At 61.4% G+C, this 17,039-nt stretch carries 15 protein-coding genes and 1 tRNA gene; 7 read left to right on the forward strand and 9 right to left on the reverse strand.

Going from position 1 to position 17,039, the window contains the following annotated elements:
- Nucleotides 1-58 precede the first annotated feature (58 nt).
- The 3 genes from ACVWZA_RS15135 (at nt 59) to ACVWZA_RS15145 (ending at nt 5,510) form a co-directional block, all read left to right on the forward strand.
- Nucleotides 59-733, forward strand: a complete 675-nt coding sequence (locus tag ACVWZA_RS15135; RefSeq protein ID WP_457312086.1) for a prolyl hydroxylase family protein — start codon at nt 59-61, stop codon at nt 731-733.
- 327 nt (nt 734-1,060) lie between these two features.
- On the forward strand, nt 1,061-2,710 hold the full coding sequence (locus tag ACVWZA_RS15140) for a hypothetical protein (RefSeq protein WP_457312087.1): 1,650 nt from the start codon (nt 1,061-1,063) through the stop codon (nt 2,708-2,710).
- Nucleotides 2,711-2,789: 79 nt separating this feature from the next.
- Nucleotides 2,790-5,510, forward strand: a complete 2,721-nt coding sequence (locus ACVWZA_RS15145; protein WP_457312089.1) for a TonB-dependent receptor domain-containing protein — start codon at nt 2,790-2,792, stop codon at nt 5,508-5,510.
- 205 nt (nt 5,511-5,715) lie between these two features.
- On the opposite strand, the gene ACVWZA_RS15150 is transcribed toward ACVWZA_RS15145, so the two are convergent.
- The 4 genes from ACVWZA_RS15150 to lon all read right to left on the reverse strand — a co-directional run bounded on the left by ACVWZA_RS15150 (nt 5,716) and on the right by lon (nt 9,427).
- A complete protein-coding gene (locus ACVWZA_RS15150; protein WP_457312090.1) occupies nt 5,716-6,234 on the reverse strand; it encodes a hypothetical protein in 519 nt (172 codons plus the stop codon).
- A 123-nt stretch (nt 6,235-6,357) separates the two neighbouring features.
- A tRNA-Val gene (locus ACVWZA_RS15155) sits at nt 6,358-6,432 on the reverse strand.
- 165 nt (nt 6,433-6,597) lie between these two features.
- Nucleotides 6,598-6,870 carry an HU family DNA-binding protein gene (locus tag ACVWZA_RS15160; RefSeq protein ID WP_183113028.1) on the reverse strand — a complete coding sequence of 91 codons (273 nt, stop codon included), beginning with the start codon at nt 6,868-6,870 and terminating at the stop codon, nt 6,598-6,600.
- Nucleotides 6,871-7,030: 160 nt separating this feature from the next.
- The gene (lon, locus tag ACVWZA_RS15165) at nt 7,031-9,427 is read right to left on the reverse strand and encodes an endopeptidase La (protein WP_457312091.1); all 2,397 of its coding nucleotides are present in this window, start codon (nt 9,425-9,427) and stop codon (nt 7,031-7,033) included.
- Here lon and ACVWZA_RS15170 point away from each other — a divergent pair.
- Genes ACVWZA_RS15170 through ACVWZA_RS15185 form a run of 4 tightly spaced genes read left to right on the forward strand, consistent with a single transcriptional unit; the run spans nt 9,426 to nt 12,915 of the window.
- Nucleotides 9,426-10,175, forward strand: coding sequence for a hypothetical protein (locus ACVWZA_RS15170; RefSeq protein WP_457312092.1), 750 nt, complete (start codon nt 9,426-9,428; stop codon nt 10,173-10,175). The two genes, lon and ACVWZA_RS15170, sit on opposite strands and share 2 nt — an antisense overlap.
- Nucleotides 10,176-10,195: 20 nt before the next feature.
- Nucleotides 10,196-11,932: a M1 family metallopeptidase gene (locus ACVWZA_RS15175; RefSeq protein ID WP_457312093.1), complete on the forward strand. Its 1,737-nt coding sequence runs from the start codon at nt 10,196-10,198 to the stop codon at nt 11,930-11,932.
- The gene (locus ACVWZA_RS15180) at nt 11,929-12,525 is read left to right on the forward strand and encodes a methyltransferase family protein (RefSeq protein ID WP_457312094.1); all 597 of its coding nucleotides are present in this window, start codon (nt 11,929-11,931) and stop codon (nt 12,523-12,525) included. The genes ACVWZA_RS15175 and ACVWZA_RS15180 overlap by 4 nt, the downstream gene beginning before the upstream one ends.
- 45 nt (nt 12,526-12,570) lie before the next feature.
- Nucleotides 12,571-12,915: a hypothetical protein gene (locus tag ACVWZA_RS15185; RefSeq protein ID WP_457312095.1), complete on the forward strand. Its 345-nt coding sequence runs from the start codon at nt 12,571-12,573 to the stop codon at nt 12,913-12,915.
- Nucleotides 12,916-12,942: 27 nt separating this feature from the next.
- On the opposite strand, the gene ACVWZA_RS15190 is transcribed toward ACVWZA_RS15185, so the two are convergent.
- The 5 genes from ACVWZA_RS15190 to ACVWZA_RS15210 form a co-directional block, all read right to left on the reverse strand.
- A complete protein-coding gene (locus tag ACVWZA_RS15190) occupies nt 12,943-13,572 on the reverse strand; it encodes a GNAT family N-acetyltransferase (RefSeq protein ID WP_457312096.1) in 630 nt (209 codons plus the stop codon).
- Complete coding sequence (locus ACVWZA_RS15195) at nt 13,569-13,799, reverse strand: hypothetical protein (RefSeq protein WP_457312097.1); 231 nt, start codon at nt 13,797-13,799, stop codon at nt 13,569-13,571. The genes ACVWZA_RS15190 and ACVWZA_RS15195 overlap by 4 nt, the downstream gene beginning before the upstream one ends.
- Nucleotides 13,800-13,906: 107 nt before the next feature.
- On the reverse strand, nt 13,907-15,175 hold the full coding sequence (clpX, locus tag ACVWZA_RS15200; protein ID WP_457312098.1) for an ATP-dependent Clp protease ATP-binding subunit ClpX: 1,269 nt from the start codon (nt 15,173-15,175) through the stop codon (nt 13,907-13,909).
- Between the two features lie 118 nt (nt 15,176-15,293).
- Nucleotides 15,294-15,965 carry an ATP-dependent Clp endopeptidase proteolytic subunit ClpP gene (clpP, locus tag ACVWZA_RS15205; RefSeq protein WP_457312181.1) on the reverse strand — a complete coding sequence of 224 codons (672 nt, stop codon included), beginning with the start codon at nt 15,963-15,965 and terminating at the stop codon, nt 15,294-15,296.
- A gap of 90 nt (nt 15,966-16,055) precedes the next feature.
- Complete coding sequence (locus ACVWZA_RS15210) at nt 16,056-16,997, reverse strand: glycosyltransferase family 2 protein (protein WP_457312099.1); 942 nt, start codon at nt 16,995-16,997, stop codon at nt 16,056-16,058.
- Nucleotides 16,998-17,039: the final 42 nt, after the last annotated feature.

A 17,039-nucleotide genomic window follows, 5' to 3' on the forward strand; every position in this document is an offset into this window, starting at 1 on the left:
GGGCTAAACGAATCCCTGGGCTGGTGAATTCCCGCACCATTTGGCAAAGCGTCGTGCCATGAATACGCCTGCCTTTCTCACCCCGATGTACGGCTCCGGTCATCCATCGGATGCAATGATCGCGCATCTCGCCGCGCAGCCCGACGTGCAACGCGTGCCAAGCCCCAAACTGACGCTGTTCCTGCGCAAGGCCTTCCTGCCACCCGCCCTGTGCACGGCATTGATCGAGCGAATCGAGGCGCAACGCCGCCCCTCGACCATTTCCGATTCGAACGGCGATTCAGGTTTCCGAACCAGCGAAACCTGCGATCTCGATCGCGACGATCCGGCGGTGACGGCGGTCGATGCGCTGATCATGCGCTTCACCGGGCTCGACCCGGCGCATGGCGAGCCGATGCAGGGGCAGCGCTATGCCGTCGGTCAGGAGTTCAAGGGACACACCGACTATTTCGAGCCTCAGGGTGTCGACTATGCGCGCTATTGTTCGGTCGCAGGCCAACGCACCTGGACGGTGATGATTTATCTCAATCAGACCGAGGCGGGCGGCGCGACGCGCTTCAAGGCGATCGACAAGATCGTCCAGCCCGAGGTCGGCAAACTGCTCGCCTGGGATAATTTACGGCTCGACGGCACGCCCAATCCGGCGACGATTCATCAGGGCATGAAGGTCCGGTCGGGCGTGAAATATGTCGTGACGAAGTGGTTCAGGGAACGGCCCTGGGGTTGGGTTTGAGCGGCCAGCCCCTCCCCGATCTGAGGCGCCGATGGCAATGCTGAGTACATATAATCTTAAACTTCAGCGCCGTGACGATCGCCTACTCTAGATTTGTCACGCCCGGGGCCGTCCCCCTCGTTCAATGGGAACGCGCATGTCGGACTTCTGTGCGGTGCAGCATAAGTGTCACGGAACTGCTTTGAATTCGTCACGAAAACCCAATCGCCCCGTCACACAGCGTTCCTAAAGCGGCCGCAGATGGGATGCGAGGGGGGAACGCCGACTCGCGGGCGCATCGTCGGGCAACGGCCGATCGGCCTAGCAGAAACGCTGGAGACAGGGTACATGATCACGACCAATTTACGCCGCGCGCTACTTGCGACGGCTTCGCTAGCTATGTTGAGCGGCTGTGGCGCCAACGACATCGCGTCGCCTGGCACCGGCGGCAACGTCATCATCACCAATCCGCCTGCTCCAACGCCGACGCCCACGCCGACGCCGACGCCGGGGGGGGGGCTGGTTACTCCGGCCAATGGCTGCCCCACGATTGCTGATCCCGTCGGCCTGACCGATGTCGGCACGATCACCGGCCCGACCGGCACGTATCGCGTCTGCAACCTGCCCGCGCGCATTACCCGCAGTACGCTGCTCGCGCGCATTCCGGGTTTGATCTATCAGCTGCCGGGTCGCGTCGATGTCGGCACCGATCAAGGTGCCGCGACCACCGGAACGACCAACGTCGTGTTGACGATTGAACCGGGCGTCGTCGTCCAGGCGAATGGCGGCGCCACATGGCTGGCGATCAACCGTGGCAATTCGATCCAAGCCGTCGGAACCGCCGCACGCCCCATCGTCTTCACGAGCCGCGATAACGTCCTCGGCCTCAATACCGACACCTCATCGGGTCAATGGGGTGGCGTCGTCCTGATGGGCCGCGCACAAGTCACCGATTGCGCCGCGGCCGCAGCGACGCCGGGCACGGTCGCGTGCGAACGCCAGACCGAAGGTGCGATCGATCCCGCCGTGTATGGCGGCGCGAACAACTCCGAGAGCAGCGGTAAGCTTAGCTATGTCCAGATCCGCTATTCCGGCTATGTCCTCTCGAACAACGTCGAGCTTCAGTCGCTGACGACCGAAGGCGTCGGCAGCGGTACCGTGATCGATCACATCCAGTCGTTCAATAGCTCGGATGATGGCGCTGAATTCTTCGGTGGCCGCGTCAATATGAAATACTATATCTCGGTCGGCGCCGAGGACGACAACATTGACACCGACACCGGTGTAAAAGCCAACTTCCAGTACGTCCTGGTCGCGCAGCGCGCGGGCAGCGAAGCACGTGGCACCGACTCGATCATCGAAGCGGATTCGGACAATACCGTTGATGGCGACAACCCGCGCCAGAACACGATCGTGTCGAACTTCACGTTCCTGCACCGAGTCAACAACCCGTCGGATCAATCGGCCATCCTCCTGCGCGGCGGCACGGACTATACGCTGGTCAATGGCTTGGTCGTTGCCCCGTCTCCATCGCCATCGTGCCTGCGCATCAGTCGCGCACAGACCGCATCGACGACGGCCAATCCTGCGATCGACGAATTGGGTGCGCCGGTGTTCCGTTCGGTGCTCATGCAGTGTGGCGCAACGCCGTTCCTCGGCGCCAATGGAGTAACGAGTGCCGAGGTCGCTGCATTGTTCGGTGCGGGTTCGAACGGCAACAGCATAACCTACACGCCAATGCTGACTAACCTGTTCATAAACGGAGTAACTGAATCGGCCGTGACACCGTTTAACGTAGCCAACCTGCACGCTGCCTCGGGTATACCGTCGTCGACCGGCGGGCTGGGCGGCCAGACCGCGTTCTTCGACGCCGTCACCTATATCGGCGCCGTTCGTGATGCGTCCGACAATTGGTACCGTACCTGGACATGCAACAGCCAGACGCTGGATCTCGGCGCGGGCAACACCGGCCTTTGCACGTCGCTGCCGACCATCTGAATCGAACAATCTGACTAGGGGCGGAGCATGGCAGAGATGCCATGCTCCGCTTCCATTGAAATTATATTGGGGGTTGAAAATGTTGAGGCCGCTGGCGCTTCCGAAATTGCTGTTGATGTCGTCCGCGCTGATCGCGCCCGCAGTCGCGCGCGCGCAATCCGTACCGGCTACGACTACGGCAGCGGCACCGACACAATCGACAGTCCAGGATGCCCCACCGGCTCCGGCTGACGCTGCGGAGCAGGAGCAGACCGACATTTCGATCCCCGGCGCGTCTAACGTTGCCGACAGCGACATCGTCGTGGTTGGACGTCGCAACAGCAACATCGAAAAGTCGCTGCCGCAGGTCGTATCGGTTTTGTCCTCTGCGGATATTGCTCGCACGGGCGAAGGCGATATTGCCGGCGCGCTCAGCCGGGTCACCGGCCTGAGCGTCGTCGGTAACGGCTTTGTCTATGTCCGTGGCCTCGGCGATCGCTATTCGCTTGCGCTGCTCAACGGCTCGCCCCTGCCCAGCCCCGAGCCGCTGCGCCGCGTGGTGCCGCTCGACCTGTTTCCGACGAGCATCATCGCATCATCGCTCGTCCAGAAATCCTATTCGGTGAACTTTCCCGGTGAATTCGGCGGTGGCGTCATCAACCTGACGACCAAATCGGCCCCGAAAGAAGCATTCCTCAGCGTTGGCGCCAGCATCGGCGCAGACAGCGTGACCACCGGCCAACTCGGCTACACCTATTTCGGCAGTTCCAGCGACTGGACCGGATTCGACAATGGTTCGCGCGATACGCCACCAGCGCTCAAGGCGTTTTTCGCCAGCGGCAAGCGGATCAGCAATCCCGCAGACGCCGTCGATACCCAGGCGATCGCTAGTCAATTGGTCAACGGCCGCAACGCGGTCGTCCAGCGCAACAAGGCGCTGCCGCCCAACTGGAGTGCGGCGATCACCGGTGGCAAGTCGTTCGATCTCGGCGACACGACCCTCGGCGTCATCGCCACGGTCGGCTATAGCAATAAATGGCGTACGCGCGACACGACGCAGCAGACCGCTGCATCGGTCGATCTGTCGCAGAAGGAACTTGATTTCGAGCGGGTCATCACCGACGATCGCGTCGTCGTGAACGGGCTGCTCGGGCTCAGCCTGGAATTCAATAACAACAAGATCCGGCTGACCAACCTGTATATCCGCGATACGCTGAAACAGGCTCGTATCGGCATCGGTACTCGCGCGACAACATCGACGGACGCAACGCTGCAGCAGCAAGATACGGCATGGTTCGAGCGTCAGTTAATCGACACGCAACTCGTCGGCGAATTCAAGCTTCTCGACAAGCTCAATCTAGACGTACGCGCCGGCTATGCCAATTCGCGACGCGAATCCCCGAATGAGTTCAGCTTCGAGTATTTTCGCAGCAACAGCGCAGGAGATTTGCTGGGCAATTACTTTATCAACCGCCTGAACGGACAGCAGGGCCAGGCCAGCGTCAGCTATTCCAACTTGAACGAAGATCTTTTCTCGGGCGGGCTGGATTTGTCCTACAAGGTGACGCCTGATATCACGGCGACAATCGGCTATGCCTATTCGGACACCAACCGCCGAACCGAGCGCCGCGACCTGCAGTTTCGAGCCATAACATCCCTGCCTGATGGCGTGACGTTCCTGCGGCCCGATCTCCTGCTTGAACCAGCGATCATCAAATATTTCGGCGTAGCGCTCATTGACAACAACGAAGGCAATCCGGCCTTTCGTGCGAAGCTGCGCAACCACGCCGGCTATGCCCAGATCCAAGCACAGATCACACCTGATCTCAGCTTGAATGCCGGTGTCCGCTACGAAACCGCCAAACAGACGGTGGATTCGATCCAGGTGTTCAACACGCCGACATCATCGGCAGCGGCGACTCGCTTGAACCGGAACTATTGGCTGCCGGCCGGTACGGTGACGTTGCAACTGGCCCCCGCCATGCAGCTGCGGGTCAGCGCCTCGAAGACAATTGCGCGGCCACAGTTCCGCGAGCTGGTCTTCCAGAATTATTTCGATCCGGACAGCAATCGCCAGTATCGCGGCAACCCCTTCCTCATCGACAGCCAGCTGTATAATGCCGAGGCGCGCTACGAGTGGTATTTCGCGCGTGACCAACGCATTTCGTTCGCCGGTTTCTACAAGAAGATTGACCACCCGATAGAAGCGTTCGCCGGCTTCAGCGACAATACCGTCACCACGACCTTCGCCAACGCGCCACGCGCCACACTCTATGGTGCGGAAATCGAAACGCAGAAATATTTCGACCTAGCCGACGTGCTCGACGGGTCGTTCCTTGCGTCACGCCGCGCCGTACTTATCGCTAACTACACCTATTCCAAATCGAAGGTCAGTGTGAAGGCCGATGATCCCGCAGCCGTGTTCGGCTTGTCGGGCATCACCTTGGCCAGCCAGTTGTTCAGGGACAATGTGCCACTCACCGGGCAGTCGGACCATTTGGCGAATCTGGAATTGGGCCTTGAGAGCAAGGATGTCCTGTCGCAACAGACATTCCTTCTAACCTATTCCAGCAAGCGCCTGACCAACCGCAGCCCGTCGCTGCTACAGCCGGATATCTATGAAAAGCCAGGCTTCCGCCTCGATTTCGTAGCGCGACAAGGCGTCAAGATCGCCGGATTGAATACCGAGATGAAGTTCGAGGTCCGCAACATCACTGGCACCAAATACCAAGAGCTGCAGGATAACGGCACGAATAAAATCTTTTATAACCGCTATGATATCGGCCGGTCAGCCTCGTTCGGGCTGAGCGTCAACTTCTAAAGCTCGTCATTGCCACGATCCCCGGGGAATCCCAATTCCCCGGGGATATTTGCGCGCGCTGCCACCGCAGCGAGAGGTGTCAAACTGCCAGGCTGAAGCGGTCAGCGACGCGCTGGCAGGACAAAAGGTCAGTCCGCGAACGCCAGGCTCATTTTGGGTGATCGAAGCAGCTTGTGTCTGCGGTCAGCCGATGCTTGGCAAGACGTCAGTTGCGAAGGCGGATATCGATGCCCCAGATTTTCCAATCGCGCTTCTCAGCCGTCTTGTCATTTGGATCGATGGACCGGCGCAGCATGACGACGCCATTACGATCTGCTTCTGCGCCGTTCGAGCGGCGTTTCACATGCAGCGTGGCGGCCACGGTCGAATATTGCATCCCGCCGCTCGCCTTTATCTCGGTCGGTGCGCCGACTTTTGGTTGATAGGCGGAATAGGGCGTGAACGTAGCTGCGAAGGCGGCATCGTCACCCCCTGAATCAGCGCCATCATTGCCCCAAAATTTGCGCGCCGTGCTATATTTCTTATCCTTGATGAGCTCGAAATATTCCACGACCATCTCTTTGGCTTCGATCGCACTCCGCGACGTCGCCGGCTCGTGACCGCGTAGTCCGCTTTTCTCCGCCGACGTCGCGGCGTTGGCCTGAGCGATCGAGCCATTGTCGGGCTGTCGTTGCACAGTGCAGGCCGCTGCCAGAATTAAGGGAAGTATTACCAGATTCCGCACGACAAGGCCCTCCGCTGAACAGGGTCGTCACTGGCTCACTCCTCAACAGCAAGCAAGCGATTCGGCGCGACAAAAAAGCGGGATTTCCGGAATCGATAAGCGCGTTTCCGGTAACCCGGTATATGGTGGGCGCGGCAAGGATTGAACTTGCGACCCCACCCGTGTGAAGGGTGTGCTCTACCACTGAGCTACGCGCCCATCGCGTGACCACCCTGGCGGTGCGCAACGGAAAATTGGTGACGGCATTCTCTTGTCGGGAACCCGCCAACGCAACGGGGCGACGTTTACCGCCGCCCCATTACTTGTGCCTTAAAACAGCCGGCCGGGACTTGTCCAGCCCCGGCGGCGTTCATCGGCCGTAGATCAGTTGACTGCGTCCTTCAGGCCCTTGCCGGCCTTGAACTTCGGCTGCGACGACGCCTTGATCGTCATCGGCTCGCCGGTGCGCGGATTGCGCCCCGTCGAAGCCTTGCGCTTGCTGACCGAGAAAGTACCGAAACCAACCAGGCGAACTTCATCACCCTTTTTCAGTGCGTTCGAAATAGCATCGAAAACCGCCTCAACCGCCTTGCTGGCATCGCCTTTGCCCAGCCCGGACGCGTCGGCGACGGTGCCGATCAGTTCTTGCTTGTTCATGCCTACAGACCCCCGTTTACCAATTACAATAGCTTGAATGAATCACGGCGCGAGGCCGGTGGCGCAGTAAGGCGGCTCGGACGGTGCCTGTCAAAGCAAAACGTCACGAAACTGCATCGAATGCGGCCGTATTAAGGTAACATGTTTGTAAACAGCGACGTCAATGGTGCACTCCGCCGCCGATCGGCGCGACTCCGGGTGGTGGCAAAGCAGCAAGTTCATCCGCTTCGGTCCAGTCGATCGCGACCAATGGCTCGGTCAGCGCGAGGCGCAGAACTTCATCGACATGCCCAACCGGGATGATCGTCAGTCCTTCGCGGATATTGGCCGGAATCTCGACCAGGTCCTTCTCGTTCTCGGCCGGAATCAGCACGGTCTTAATGCCGCCCCGCAACGCCGCGAGCAGCTTCTCCTTCAAGCCGCCGATCGGGAGAACGCGGCCGCGCAGCGTAACCTCGCCGGTCATGGCGATGTCACGCCGTACCGGCACGCCAGTCAGCGTCGAGACGATCGCTGTGACGATACCGATGCCCGCCGAAGGTCCATCCTTGGGCACCGCACCTTCGGGCAGATGGATGTGGAGATCCTTGCGCGCGAAGATGCTCGGCTTGATACCATAGCTTGGTGCACGTGCCTTGATGAAGCTCAAGGCTGTCTCGATCGATTCCTTCATCACATCGCCGAGCTTGCCGGTGACCTTGGCGCCGCCCTTGCCGGGCACGGTGACGCTTTCGATCGTCAGCAATTCGCCGCCGACCTCGGTCCAGGCCAGCCCGGTGACGGCACCGATCTGATTCTCTTCCTCGCTCAGGCCGTAGCGATATTTTTTCACGCCAGCGAAATCAGAGATATTGTCGGGCGTGACCGTCACGCTCGTCACCTTGCCTTCGAGGATTTGCCGCAGCGCCTTGCGCGCCAGCCTTGCGATCTCGCGCTCCAGCGTGCGGACACCCGCTTCACGCGTATAATATTGGATCAGCGCGCGCAGCCCTTCGGTGGTCAGCGTAAACTCGCCTGCCTTCAGACCATGCGCCTCAATCTGCTTTTCAATCAGATGGCGCTGCGCGATCTCGACCTTCTCATCCTCGGTGTAACCTTCAAGGCGGATGATCTCCATCCGGTCGAGCAAAGGCTGTGGCAAATTGAGTGTGTTCGCGGTGGTCACGAACATCACGTCGGAGAGGTCGATATCGAGTTCCAGATAATGGTCCTGGAACTTCGAATTCTGCTCCGGATCGAGCACTTCGAGCAAAGCCGATGCGGGGTCGCCGCGGAAATCCTGGCCGAGCTTGTCGATCTCATCGAGCAGGAACAGCGGGTTCGACGTGCCGGCCTTTTTGAGGTTGGTCACGATCTTGCCCGGCAGCGAGCCGATATAGGTGCGGCGGTGACCGCGAATCTCGGCTTCGTCGCGCACGCCGCCGAGCGATTGGCGGATGAATTCGCGTCCGGTCGCCTTGGCGATCGACTTGCCCAGGCTGGTCTTGCCCACGCCGGGAGGACCGACAAGGCACAGGATCGGCCCCTTCAGCTTGTTGGTGCGCGCCTGCACCGCGAGATATTCGACGATCCGGTCCTTGACCTTTTCCAGCGCATAATGATCCTCGTCGAGCACCGCCTGCGCCGCCGCGATATCCTTCTTGATCTTCGACTTCTTGCCCCAGGGCAGGCCGAGCAGCACATCGAGATAATTGCGGATGACGGTCGCTTCGGCCGACATTGGCGCCATCGACTTGAGCTTCTTCAACTCGCCGGTCGCTTTGCTGCGCGCTTCCTTCGACAGTTTCAGCGTGGCGATCTTCTGAGTCAGCTCGGCGATCTCGTCGCCCTCGCCTTCCTCGCCCTCATTGCCGAGTTCGCGCTGGATCGCCTTCAACTGCTCGTTGAGATAATATTCGCGCTGCGTCTTCTCCATCTGGCGCTTGACGCGGCTCTTGATCTTCTTCTCGACCTGCAGGACGCCAAGTTCGCCTTCCATGAAGGCAAACGCCATCTCGAGCCGCTTGGCCGGATCGATCTCGACCAGCAGCGACTGCTTGTCCGAAACTTTGACCGAGATGTTGGCGGCGACCGCATCGGCGAGGCGCGAGGCGTCCTCGATCTCGTTTAGTTGCACCGCTGTCTCGGCGGGCAGTTTGCGGTTGAGCTTGGCGTAATTCTCGAACTGGTCGATCACCGAGCGCATCAGGGCGGACACTTCGTTGCCCTCCGCGACAGGTTCCTCGACCGGCAGCACGGTCGCAGTCAGATAATTGTCGGTTTCGCTCAGCACGTCGAGCGAAGCGCGGGATTTGCCTTCGACTAGCACGCGCACGGTGCCGTCGGGCAGCTTGAGCAACTGCAGCACGGTGGCGGTCACGCCGAGGTCGTACAGGTCGTCGCGCTCGGGATCGTCTTCCGACGGATCGAGCTGGGCCACGAGGAAGATTTCCTTGTCGGCGTTCATCGCCGCTTCCAGTGCGGCAACGGACTTGTCGCGGCCGACGAACAGCGGCACGATCATGTGCGGGAACACGACGATGTCGCGCAACGGCAAGACGGGGTAGGACTGGGTCATGAATACTCCGGGGGCGCCGGAACGCGGCGCCGATCCTCCCTTATATGGTGATGGTTGCCGATCCATCAATCGTGCGATGTGCACGACGCGCCGAACCTTGCTGGGCGGAGCGCTTGCGATGCTGCCCGCAGCGGCGATCGGGCGCGGCGCAACCATCGATCCTGTGGCGCGCACTGCGGCGGCGATGGGCGGACAGCGTCTGCTCGACCGGGTCGCGGCGATCGGCTGGGTCGGTGGGGCGGAGGTGGTGACACCGGAAAAGACGCTGCGCCTGGGCATCGAGACCCGGGTCGAACCGTTCGTCCGGGCGCACTCGAACAGCTGGATCATGGCCGAAGGCGTCGCCAAAACCCGATCGCTCATCATCGAACCGACCGGCGGCTGGACGGAGCGCGACGGCAAGCGCGCCGCCCTGCCCGCGCACCAGATCCGCCACGAGCGCGAACAATATGGCTTGTACGGTTATATGCTGATGCGATCACCGACCGCTGCGGTTGGCGATCGGTTGCTCGCTGCGCATCCCGGCCTGCCGCCGGTCAGTTTCGAAACCGGCCAGGACGGACGGCTCAGCGCGGCAACATACACTGTCTTCGCGCCGGATGGCGGTGAAGTGATCCAGGAGCGTTTCACGTTCGACGGGACCGTTACGGACAAGGGGCTGCGCTGGCCCCGCCGGCTGCGAATCGCGCAGAATGGCGTCCCCTTCTTCACGCTCTTCATCGATCGGTTCATGGTCGAGCTACGCTGAATCATTCTGGAAAGCCGTGCATGACTCCTCGCCTGCTGCTTGCCCCATCGCTGATCGCATTGGTCGCCGCCGCTCCCCCGTCGCAAAAGGTGGCGCAAAAGGGGTTGCCGCCGATCACCGCGCAAACCGAGCGATCCGGCGGCGCAATCGATCCAGAGCGGGCAAAGCAGCAGCTCGATACGGTCGATCTCGCGATCGAGGTCATGCCGGCAAGCCAGACGATCGCCGGGGTCGCAACGCTCAACTTTACCGCCAAAGCGCCGATCGCCAGACTGCTGCTCGATCTCGACCGCAACCTGCCGGTTAGCGCCATTGCGATCGACGGCAAAACACTGCCGCGATCGAACTGGTCCAATCCCGAAGGCAGGCTGATCGTCGATCTGCCGGTGCGCGTCGAGGCGGCGGGCAAGATCAGTGCGCGGATCACCTATGGCGGCACCCCGCATGTCGCGGTCAACGCGCCCTGGGACGGCGGTTTCGTCTGGTCGAAAACCCCCGCTGGCTTGCCCTGGGTCGCGACGGCGGTTCAGGGCGAGGGATGCGACCTGTTCTGGCCCTGTCTCGATTTCCCGACTGCCGAACCCCAATCGATGGACCTGCACATCACCGTGCCCAAGGGACTGAAGGCGCCGTCAAACGGCGTGCTGATGGGCGTCGACAAGCTGTCGGATGGACGCACCACCTGGAACTGGCGGGTCAAGCATCCCAATACCTATGCGATCGCCCTCAACGTTGCGCCTTACGAGGAGGTTTCGGGCGTCTACAGGAGCCGCTTCGGCAATAGTTTCCCGATGAGCTATTGGTATCTTCCCGGTGAAGAGAAACGGGCGAAGGCGCTGTTCGCCGAGTTCGCCCCGACGATCGACTTTTTCGAAAGCATTGTCGGCCCCTACCCATTCGCCGACGAGAAGGTCGGCGTGGTCGAGACACCGCACAAGGGCATGGAGCATCAGACCATCAACGGATACGGCAATGGCTATGCCAAGGCACCCGAGGGGTTCGACTGGCTGTTCCAGCATGAATTCGCGCATGAATGGTTTGCCAACCAGCTGACCGCCGCGGACTGGGACGATATGTGGCTGCACGAGGGCTATGGCACTTATATGCAGCCGCTCTACGGCCGCTGGCGCGAGGGTGAGGGTCGGTATGCCGCCATGATGCTGGCGAACCGGGTGGACATCGTCAACCGCGCGCCGATCGTTTCCGGCAAGCCACGCAGCGAAGAGGATGTCTATCAACTCGACAAGGGCGGTCCGGGCATCGACATTTATTACAAGGCGTCGTGGATGCTCCACACGTTGCGTTACCTGATCGGCGACCAGGCGTTCGGCGATGTAACGCGCCTCGCCGTCTATGGCCGAACCGACCCTAAGCCGGGAAATTTTCAGCCGCGCTATAGCAGTACGGCCGAATATCAGCACTATGTGGAGCAGGTCACCGGCAACGATTATCGCTGGTTCTTCGACGTCTATCTGCGCCAGTCCACGCTGCCCGAACTGATCGAGGCACGCGATGGCGGTAAGCTGACACTGACCTGGAAGGTGCCGGATAGCCTGCCCTTCGCGATGCCGGTCGAAGTGCAGATCGACGGCCGGACCGTGCAGCTGGCGATGACCGGCCGCAGCGCTACGATCGCCGTGGCGCCCGGCGCACATGTCGTGCTCGATCCGAACAGCCGCATTCTCAGACGCTCGATTGCGATCGAGGAAACCCAGGCATGGCGCGCTGCCAATCCGCCAAAAGGGACGAACAAATGACCTTCATGAACAGCAGCCCGGTCGGTCTGCCCGGGTTGGCCGTGATGGCGACTGGCTTCGCGCTCTTTCTGCTAGCGCTGTTCGTCGCGCGAAGCCGGTCGGTGAGCGATGCGGGCAAGCAGAAAAAATCCTCGCGCTCGATCGCCGGCATCGCAGTGCAGATGATTGGAATCGGCTATGCCGGGTTCGGCCCGATCGATGTCTCCCTCGATCCGCTGTCGCCATTCGCGCTGGGCCAGGCGATCCTGATCGCGATATTGATGGCAGTGGTGATCGGACTGTTCGTCACCTCAGCGCGCGCACTGGGGCGGAATTGGAGCCTGGTCGCCCGCACCCGATCGGACCATAGCCTGGTGATCGATGGCCCCTTCGGCCATGTTCGCCACCCGATCTATGTCGCGCTGTTCCTGTTCATGATCGCGCTGGCGGTCGCCTTCGGCCACCCGCTGCACCTGCTGATCGGCGTGCCGCTTTACGCGCTCGGCACCTGGCTACGCATCACCGAGGAGGAACGGTTGCTGCGGGAGATATTCCGCGAGGACTATGATCGCTATGCCGCGCGCGTGCGACGTTTCGTGCCGGGAGTATTTTGATGTTGCAGCGATCGATCAAATGCCGCTCGGCGAACAGGCGCCGCCATGGCGCGCGCTGAACGGCTGGCCCAACTCGACGAGCGCCGGATCGAGATCGAGGCCGAGTATCGCCAGTTGCTGGTCGCCGCGCTGGAGCGCTGCGCTGCGGGAAAATGGGGCCTGTTCGGTCACGGCAAGGATCGCCAGATGATCGCGCTCTGGGCGCCGTCCCTTGATGAATTGAACGATCTTGCCGATCAGATCGACGAAGCCCGAGATCGTCTGGGCTTGCCGGCATTTGACCTGCACGCCGCGTTCCTAGCCGCGCGCGGTCCAGCAGATCCCAGCGCGGTTGGTGAACCAAAACAGGCCAAAATATGGCTGGCGAAACTGGCGGCCGAAACCCGATAGCCTTGCCGGACCCGACAGCGGGGTAGATCATGATCCCGATCGCATCATCGACCAGAAGCGCGGCCCGCTCTTCGAAACCCGCCATTCGGCGGTCAGGTCGAAACCCAGGCTGCGATAGAAGCCAATATTCTTTTCAAGCGGTGTTTCCAGATAGACCGGAAGCCGGCTACCCGCGACGCGGTCGAGCCCGGCCTGAACTGCGGCCCGCCCCAAGCCGCGGCCCTGCATCACCGGATCGCAGCCGGCAATGTGCAGATACCAATAATCGCCGGTCGGGAAGTGCGTGTCGATCGCGTCGGACACGGCCAGCGCCCGCGTCAGCCCGCCACCAAGCGCATGGAGCATCGGCCACGCGCTGCGCATCATGTCGAGGCGGCTGGTGTGGGACCGCCCAGGCCCTCGCCACAACGTCGCCGCCGCGCCACCGGCCGTCACCAGGCGCATTCCGGCCGCTGCATCCTCTTCGAATAGCAGTGCGAAAAGTCTCGCCGACCGCATTGCGCGAACTGCAGGGTCAGGGAAGATGAAGCACATTGCCGGGTTTTCGGCAAAGGCGCGCGCGAGCATCGCCGCGACCGGCGCTCGATCCGCCCGCCCAGCGAGCAGCGTGATGCCCTTGGCGTCGATGCCGAGGCTCAGCGGCAGATCGAGCGTCAACGATACCACCGCCACGCTCGGATGGTCAGGCCGATTGTCGCCAGCGCAGAGCCAAGCCCGAGGTTCAGGCTGTTCTGCAGTCGATTGCGCTTTGCCGCGCGATAGGCCGCCAGACTTTTGGGTGCGAGCACCAGCGCCGCGATCGCGACGCCGACTAGCGCCAAGGGCAGCCCAGCACCGACCACCGCCCGCTCCAGCGTCGACGCCAGCCTCTTGGCGAGCAACACCACAACAATCTGCGCAACTGGGCCCCAGCCTTTGCCGGGGAAGCGAGAAAGTTTGAGGCGGCGCAGAGCAGCGCCGTTAACCTGGTCTCACCCGCGCGGCGCCGCGGTCACGCGGCGCCGGCGCCCGCCTTGTCCTTTTTGGCATAGACGCGGATCGGTTCCTTGCGGCCTTCGATCACGTCGCCGTCGATCATCACTTCATCTACGCCGTCCATGCCGGGCAGATCGAACATAGTGTCGAGCAATATGCCTTCGAGAATCGAGCGCAGCCCGCGCGCGCCGGTCTTGCGATCGATCGCCTTCTTGGCGACCGTCACCAGCGCATCGTCGGTGAAGCTAAGCTTGACCTGCTCCATGTCGAACAGCTTCTGATATTGTTTAACCAAAGCGTTCTTCGGCTCGGTCAGGATCGTCACCAGCGCCGGCACATCGAGATCCTCGAGCGTCGCGATGACCGGCAAACGACCGACGAATTCGGGGATCAGGCCGAACTTCAGCAGATCCTCGGGCTCGACTGCCTTCAGCGTCTCGCCGGTGCGGCGTTCTTCCGGCGAAGCGACATAGGCGCCGAAGCCGATCGACTTGCCCTGCAGGCGGTCGCCAATGATCTTTTCGAGGCCGCTGAACGCACCGCCGCAGATGAACAGGATGTTGGTCGTGTCGACCTGGAGGAATTCCTGTTGCGGATGCTTGCGCCCGCCCTGTGGCGGCACCGATGCGGTGGTGCCTTCCATCAGTTTGAGCAAAGCCTGCTGCACGCCTTCACCCGATACGTCGCGGGTGATCGAGGGGTTCTCCGCCTTGCGGCTGATCTTGTCGATTTCGTCGATGTACACGATGCCGCGCTGCGCACGCTCGACGTTGTAATCCGACGCCTGAAGCAGCTTGAGGATGATATTCTCGACATCCTCGCCGACATAACCCGCCTCGGTCAGCGTCGTCGCATCGGCCATGGTGAACGGCACGTCGAGGATTCGCGCCAGCGTCTGGGCGAGCAAGGTCTTGCCGCAGCCGGTCGGCCCGACGAGCAGGATGTTCGACTTGGCAAGCTCGACATCCGCACCCTTCTGGCCGTGGTTGAGGCGCTTGTAATGGTTGTGCACCGCCACCGACAAGACGCGCTTGGCGCGCTTCTGGCCAATCACATAGTCATCCAGCACGTCACAGATTTCCTGCGGCGTCGGCACGCCCCCGTCCTTTTTCGAGACGAGCGCGGACTTGGTCTCCTCGCGAATGATGTCGTTGCAGAGCTCGACGCACTCATCGCAGATGAACACGGTAGGCCCCGCAATGAGCTTGCGCACCTCGTGCTGCGACTTGCCGCAGAACGAGCAATATAGCGTGCTCTTCGAATCGCCACCGCTGAGCTTCGTCATTCAAATCATCCTTCGCAGCCCCTTTGGGCGCGCTAGTGCGGGCGGCCATCGTAGACCGCCCGACTTCAATCCTACAATAATCAAAATCATCTTACGATGAATGCTGTCAAAAATCGCCTTAAGACGCCGGGAGTACCGGCGTGCCGGATTCGTCCGTGACCGCCGGACGCTTATCGAACACCTCGTCGATCAGGCCAAATTCCTTGGCCTCATCCGACGACATGAATTTGTCGCGGTCCATCGCACGCTCGATCTCCTCGACCGGCTTGCGAGTATAGTGCGCATAGAGCTCGTTCATGCGGGCCCGGATGCGCAGGATCTCGCGCGCCTGGATCTCGATGTCGGACGCCATACCCTGCGCACCGCCCGAGGGCTGGTGGATCATGATACGCGAATTGGTCAGCGCCACGCGCATACCTGGTTCGCCGGCGGCGAGCAGGAAGCTGCCCATCGAGGCGGCCTGCCCCATGCACACCGTGCCGACGCGCGGACGGATATACTGCATGGTGTCATGGATCGCCATGCCCGCCGTGACGACACCGCCCGGCGAGTTGATGTACATGAAGATGTCCTTCTTGGGGTTTTCCGACTCCAGGAAGAGCAACTGCGCGCTGATGACCGAGGCCATATGATCCTCGACGCCGCCGGTCACGAAGATGATACGTTCACGCAGCAGGCGCGAATAAATGTCGAAACTGCGTTCACCGCGGTTGGACTGCTCGATCACGATCGGGACCAAACCCGACTGAGTATCCTGCGCAGCGAAGCCGGCGGTAGTGAGGGGACGCATGAAGTCGCCGGTGTCGAACGGGTTTTGCATGGAAGCCTTGAATCCTTTATGCCCTTGCGGGACCATACATCGGCCTTGGCGAAAGCGAGTTCAAGCCCCGTTGCCCGGCGCGGGATGTGCCAGATAGGCCAGCCGCCGCATCTCGCGCCGTCCGCGCACCACCGTATCGAGGATCAACCCCGCGAACAGATTGAGCGATGCGAGGATCGTCAGGCCGGTCACCAGGATCGCGGTCGGGAAGCGCGGTACGAGATGCGTGTGCATATAGGTCAGAACCAGCGGCACCGCGAGGATCACCGCGGCAAGCGCGAGCAGCATGCCGATGATGCCAAAGAACAGCATCGGTTTCTCGATCCGGTAGAGCGTCGCAATGGTGCGCGCGATGCGGAAGCCATCGCGATACGTATTGAGTTTCGATTCAGATCCCTCAGGTCGCGCATAATAAGGCGTCTCGATCTCGCCGACCGGCATTTTCAGCTCGAGCGCATGGACGCTGATCTCGGTTTCGATCTCGAATCCTGACGAGAGGACCGGAAAACTCTTCACGAAACGGCGCGAAAAAACGCGATAGCCGGAGAAGATGTCGGTGAAGCTGCGCCCGAACAGGCGCGCGAGAATGCCGGTCATCGCGCGATTGCCGAGTTGATGCCCGCGGCGATAGGCGGCCGTCTCCTGCGTCACGCGCGAACCGACCACCATGTCGAGCTGTTCGTCGAGCGCGCGCGCGATCAGCGCGGGCGCGGAGGCGGCGTCATAGGTCGCATCGCCATCGGCCATGACATAGATATCGGCGTCCACGTCAGCGAACATGCGGCGGACGACATTGCCCTTACCCTGGATTCGCTCGCTGCGCACGATCGCGCCGGCCCCGCGCGCGACCTCGATCGTGCGGTCGCGGCTGTTATTGTCATAGACATAGATTGCTGCGTCAGGAAGCACAGCGCGAAAGCCGGCGACCGTCTGCGCGATCGCCGCCTCCTCGTTGTAGCACGGCAACAGCACGGCAATGCTGGGCTTGCTAGCTGTCTGCATCACAACACCCCTTGTCATTCCCGCGAAGGCGGGAATCCCGCT

The sequence above is a fragment of the Sphingomonas sp. UYAg733 genome, from assembly GCF_054057355.1.

Bases quoted from the DNA above. Each gene is read 5' to 3' on its own strand.
- ACVWZA_RS15135 (WP_457312086.1), top strand. From the start codon at position 59: ATGAATACGCCTGCCTTTCTCACCCCGATGTACGGCTCCGGTCATCCA.
- ACVWZA_RS15140 (WP_457312087.1), top strand. From the start codon at position 1,061: ATGATCACGACCAATTTACGCCGCGCGCTACTTGCGACGGCTTCGCTA.
- ACVWZA_RS15145 (WP_457312089.1), top strand. From the start codon at position 2,790: ATGTTGAGGCCGCTGGCGCTTCCGAAATTGCTGTTGATGTCGTCCGCG.
- ACVWZA_RS15160 (WP_183113028.1), bottom strand. From the start codon at position 6,870: ATGAACAAGCAAGAACTGATCGGCACCGTCGCCGACGCGTCCGGGCTG.
- ACVWZA_RS15170 (WP_457312092.1), top strand. From the start codon at position 9,426: ATGAATACTCCGGGGGCGCCGGAACGCGGCGCCGATCCTCCCTTATAT.
- lon (WP_457312091.1), bottom strand. From the start codon at position 9,427: ATGACCCAGTCCTACCCCGTCTTGCCGTTGCGCGACATCGTCGTGTTC.
- ACVWZA_RS15175 (WP_457312093.1), top strand. From the start codon at position 10,196: ATGACTCCTCGCCTGCTGCTTGCCCCATCGCTGATCGCATTGGTCGCC.
- ACVWZA_RS15180 (WP_457312094.1), top strand. From the start codon at position 11,929: ATGACCTTCATGAACAGCAGCCCGGTCGGTCTGCCCGGGTTGGCCGTG.
- ACVWZA_RS15185 (WP_457312095.1), top strand. From the start codon at position 12,571: ATGGCGCGCGCTGAACGGCTGGCCCAACTCGACGAGCGCCGGATCGAG.
- clpX (WP_457312098.1), bottom strand. From the start codon at position 15,175: ATGACGAAGCTCAGCGGTGGCGATTCGAAGAGCACGCTATATTGCTCG.
- clpP (WP_457312181.1), bottom strand. From the start codon at position 15,965: ATGCGTCCCCTCACTACCGCCGGCTTCGCTGCGCAGGATACTCAGTCG.
- ACVWZA_RS15210 (WP_457312099.1), bottom strand. From the start codon at position 16,997: ATGCAGACAGCTAGCAAGCCCAGCATTGCCGTGCTGTTGCCGTGCTAC.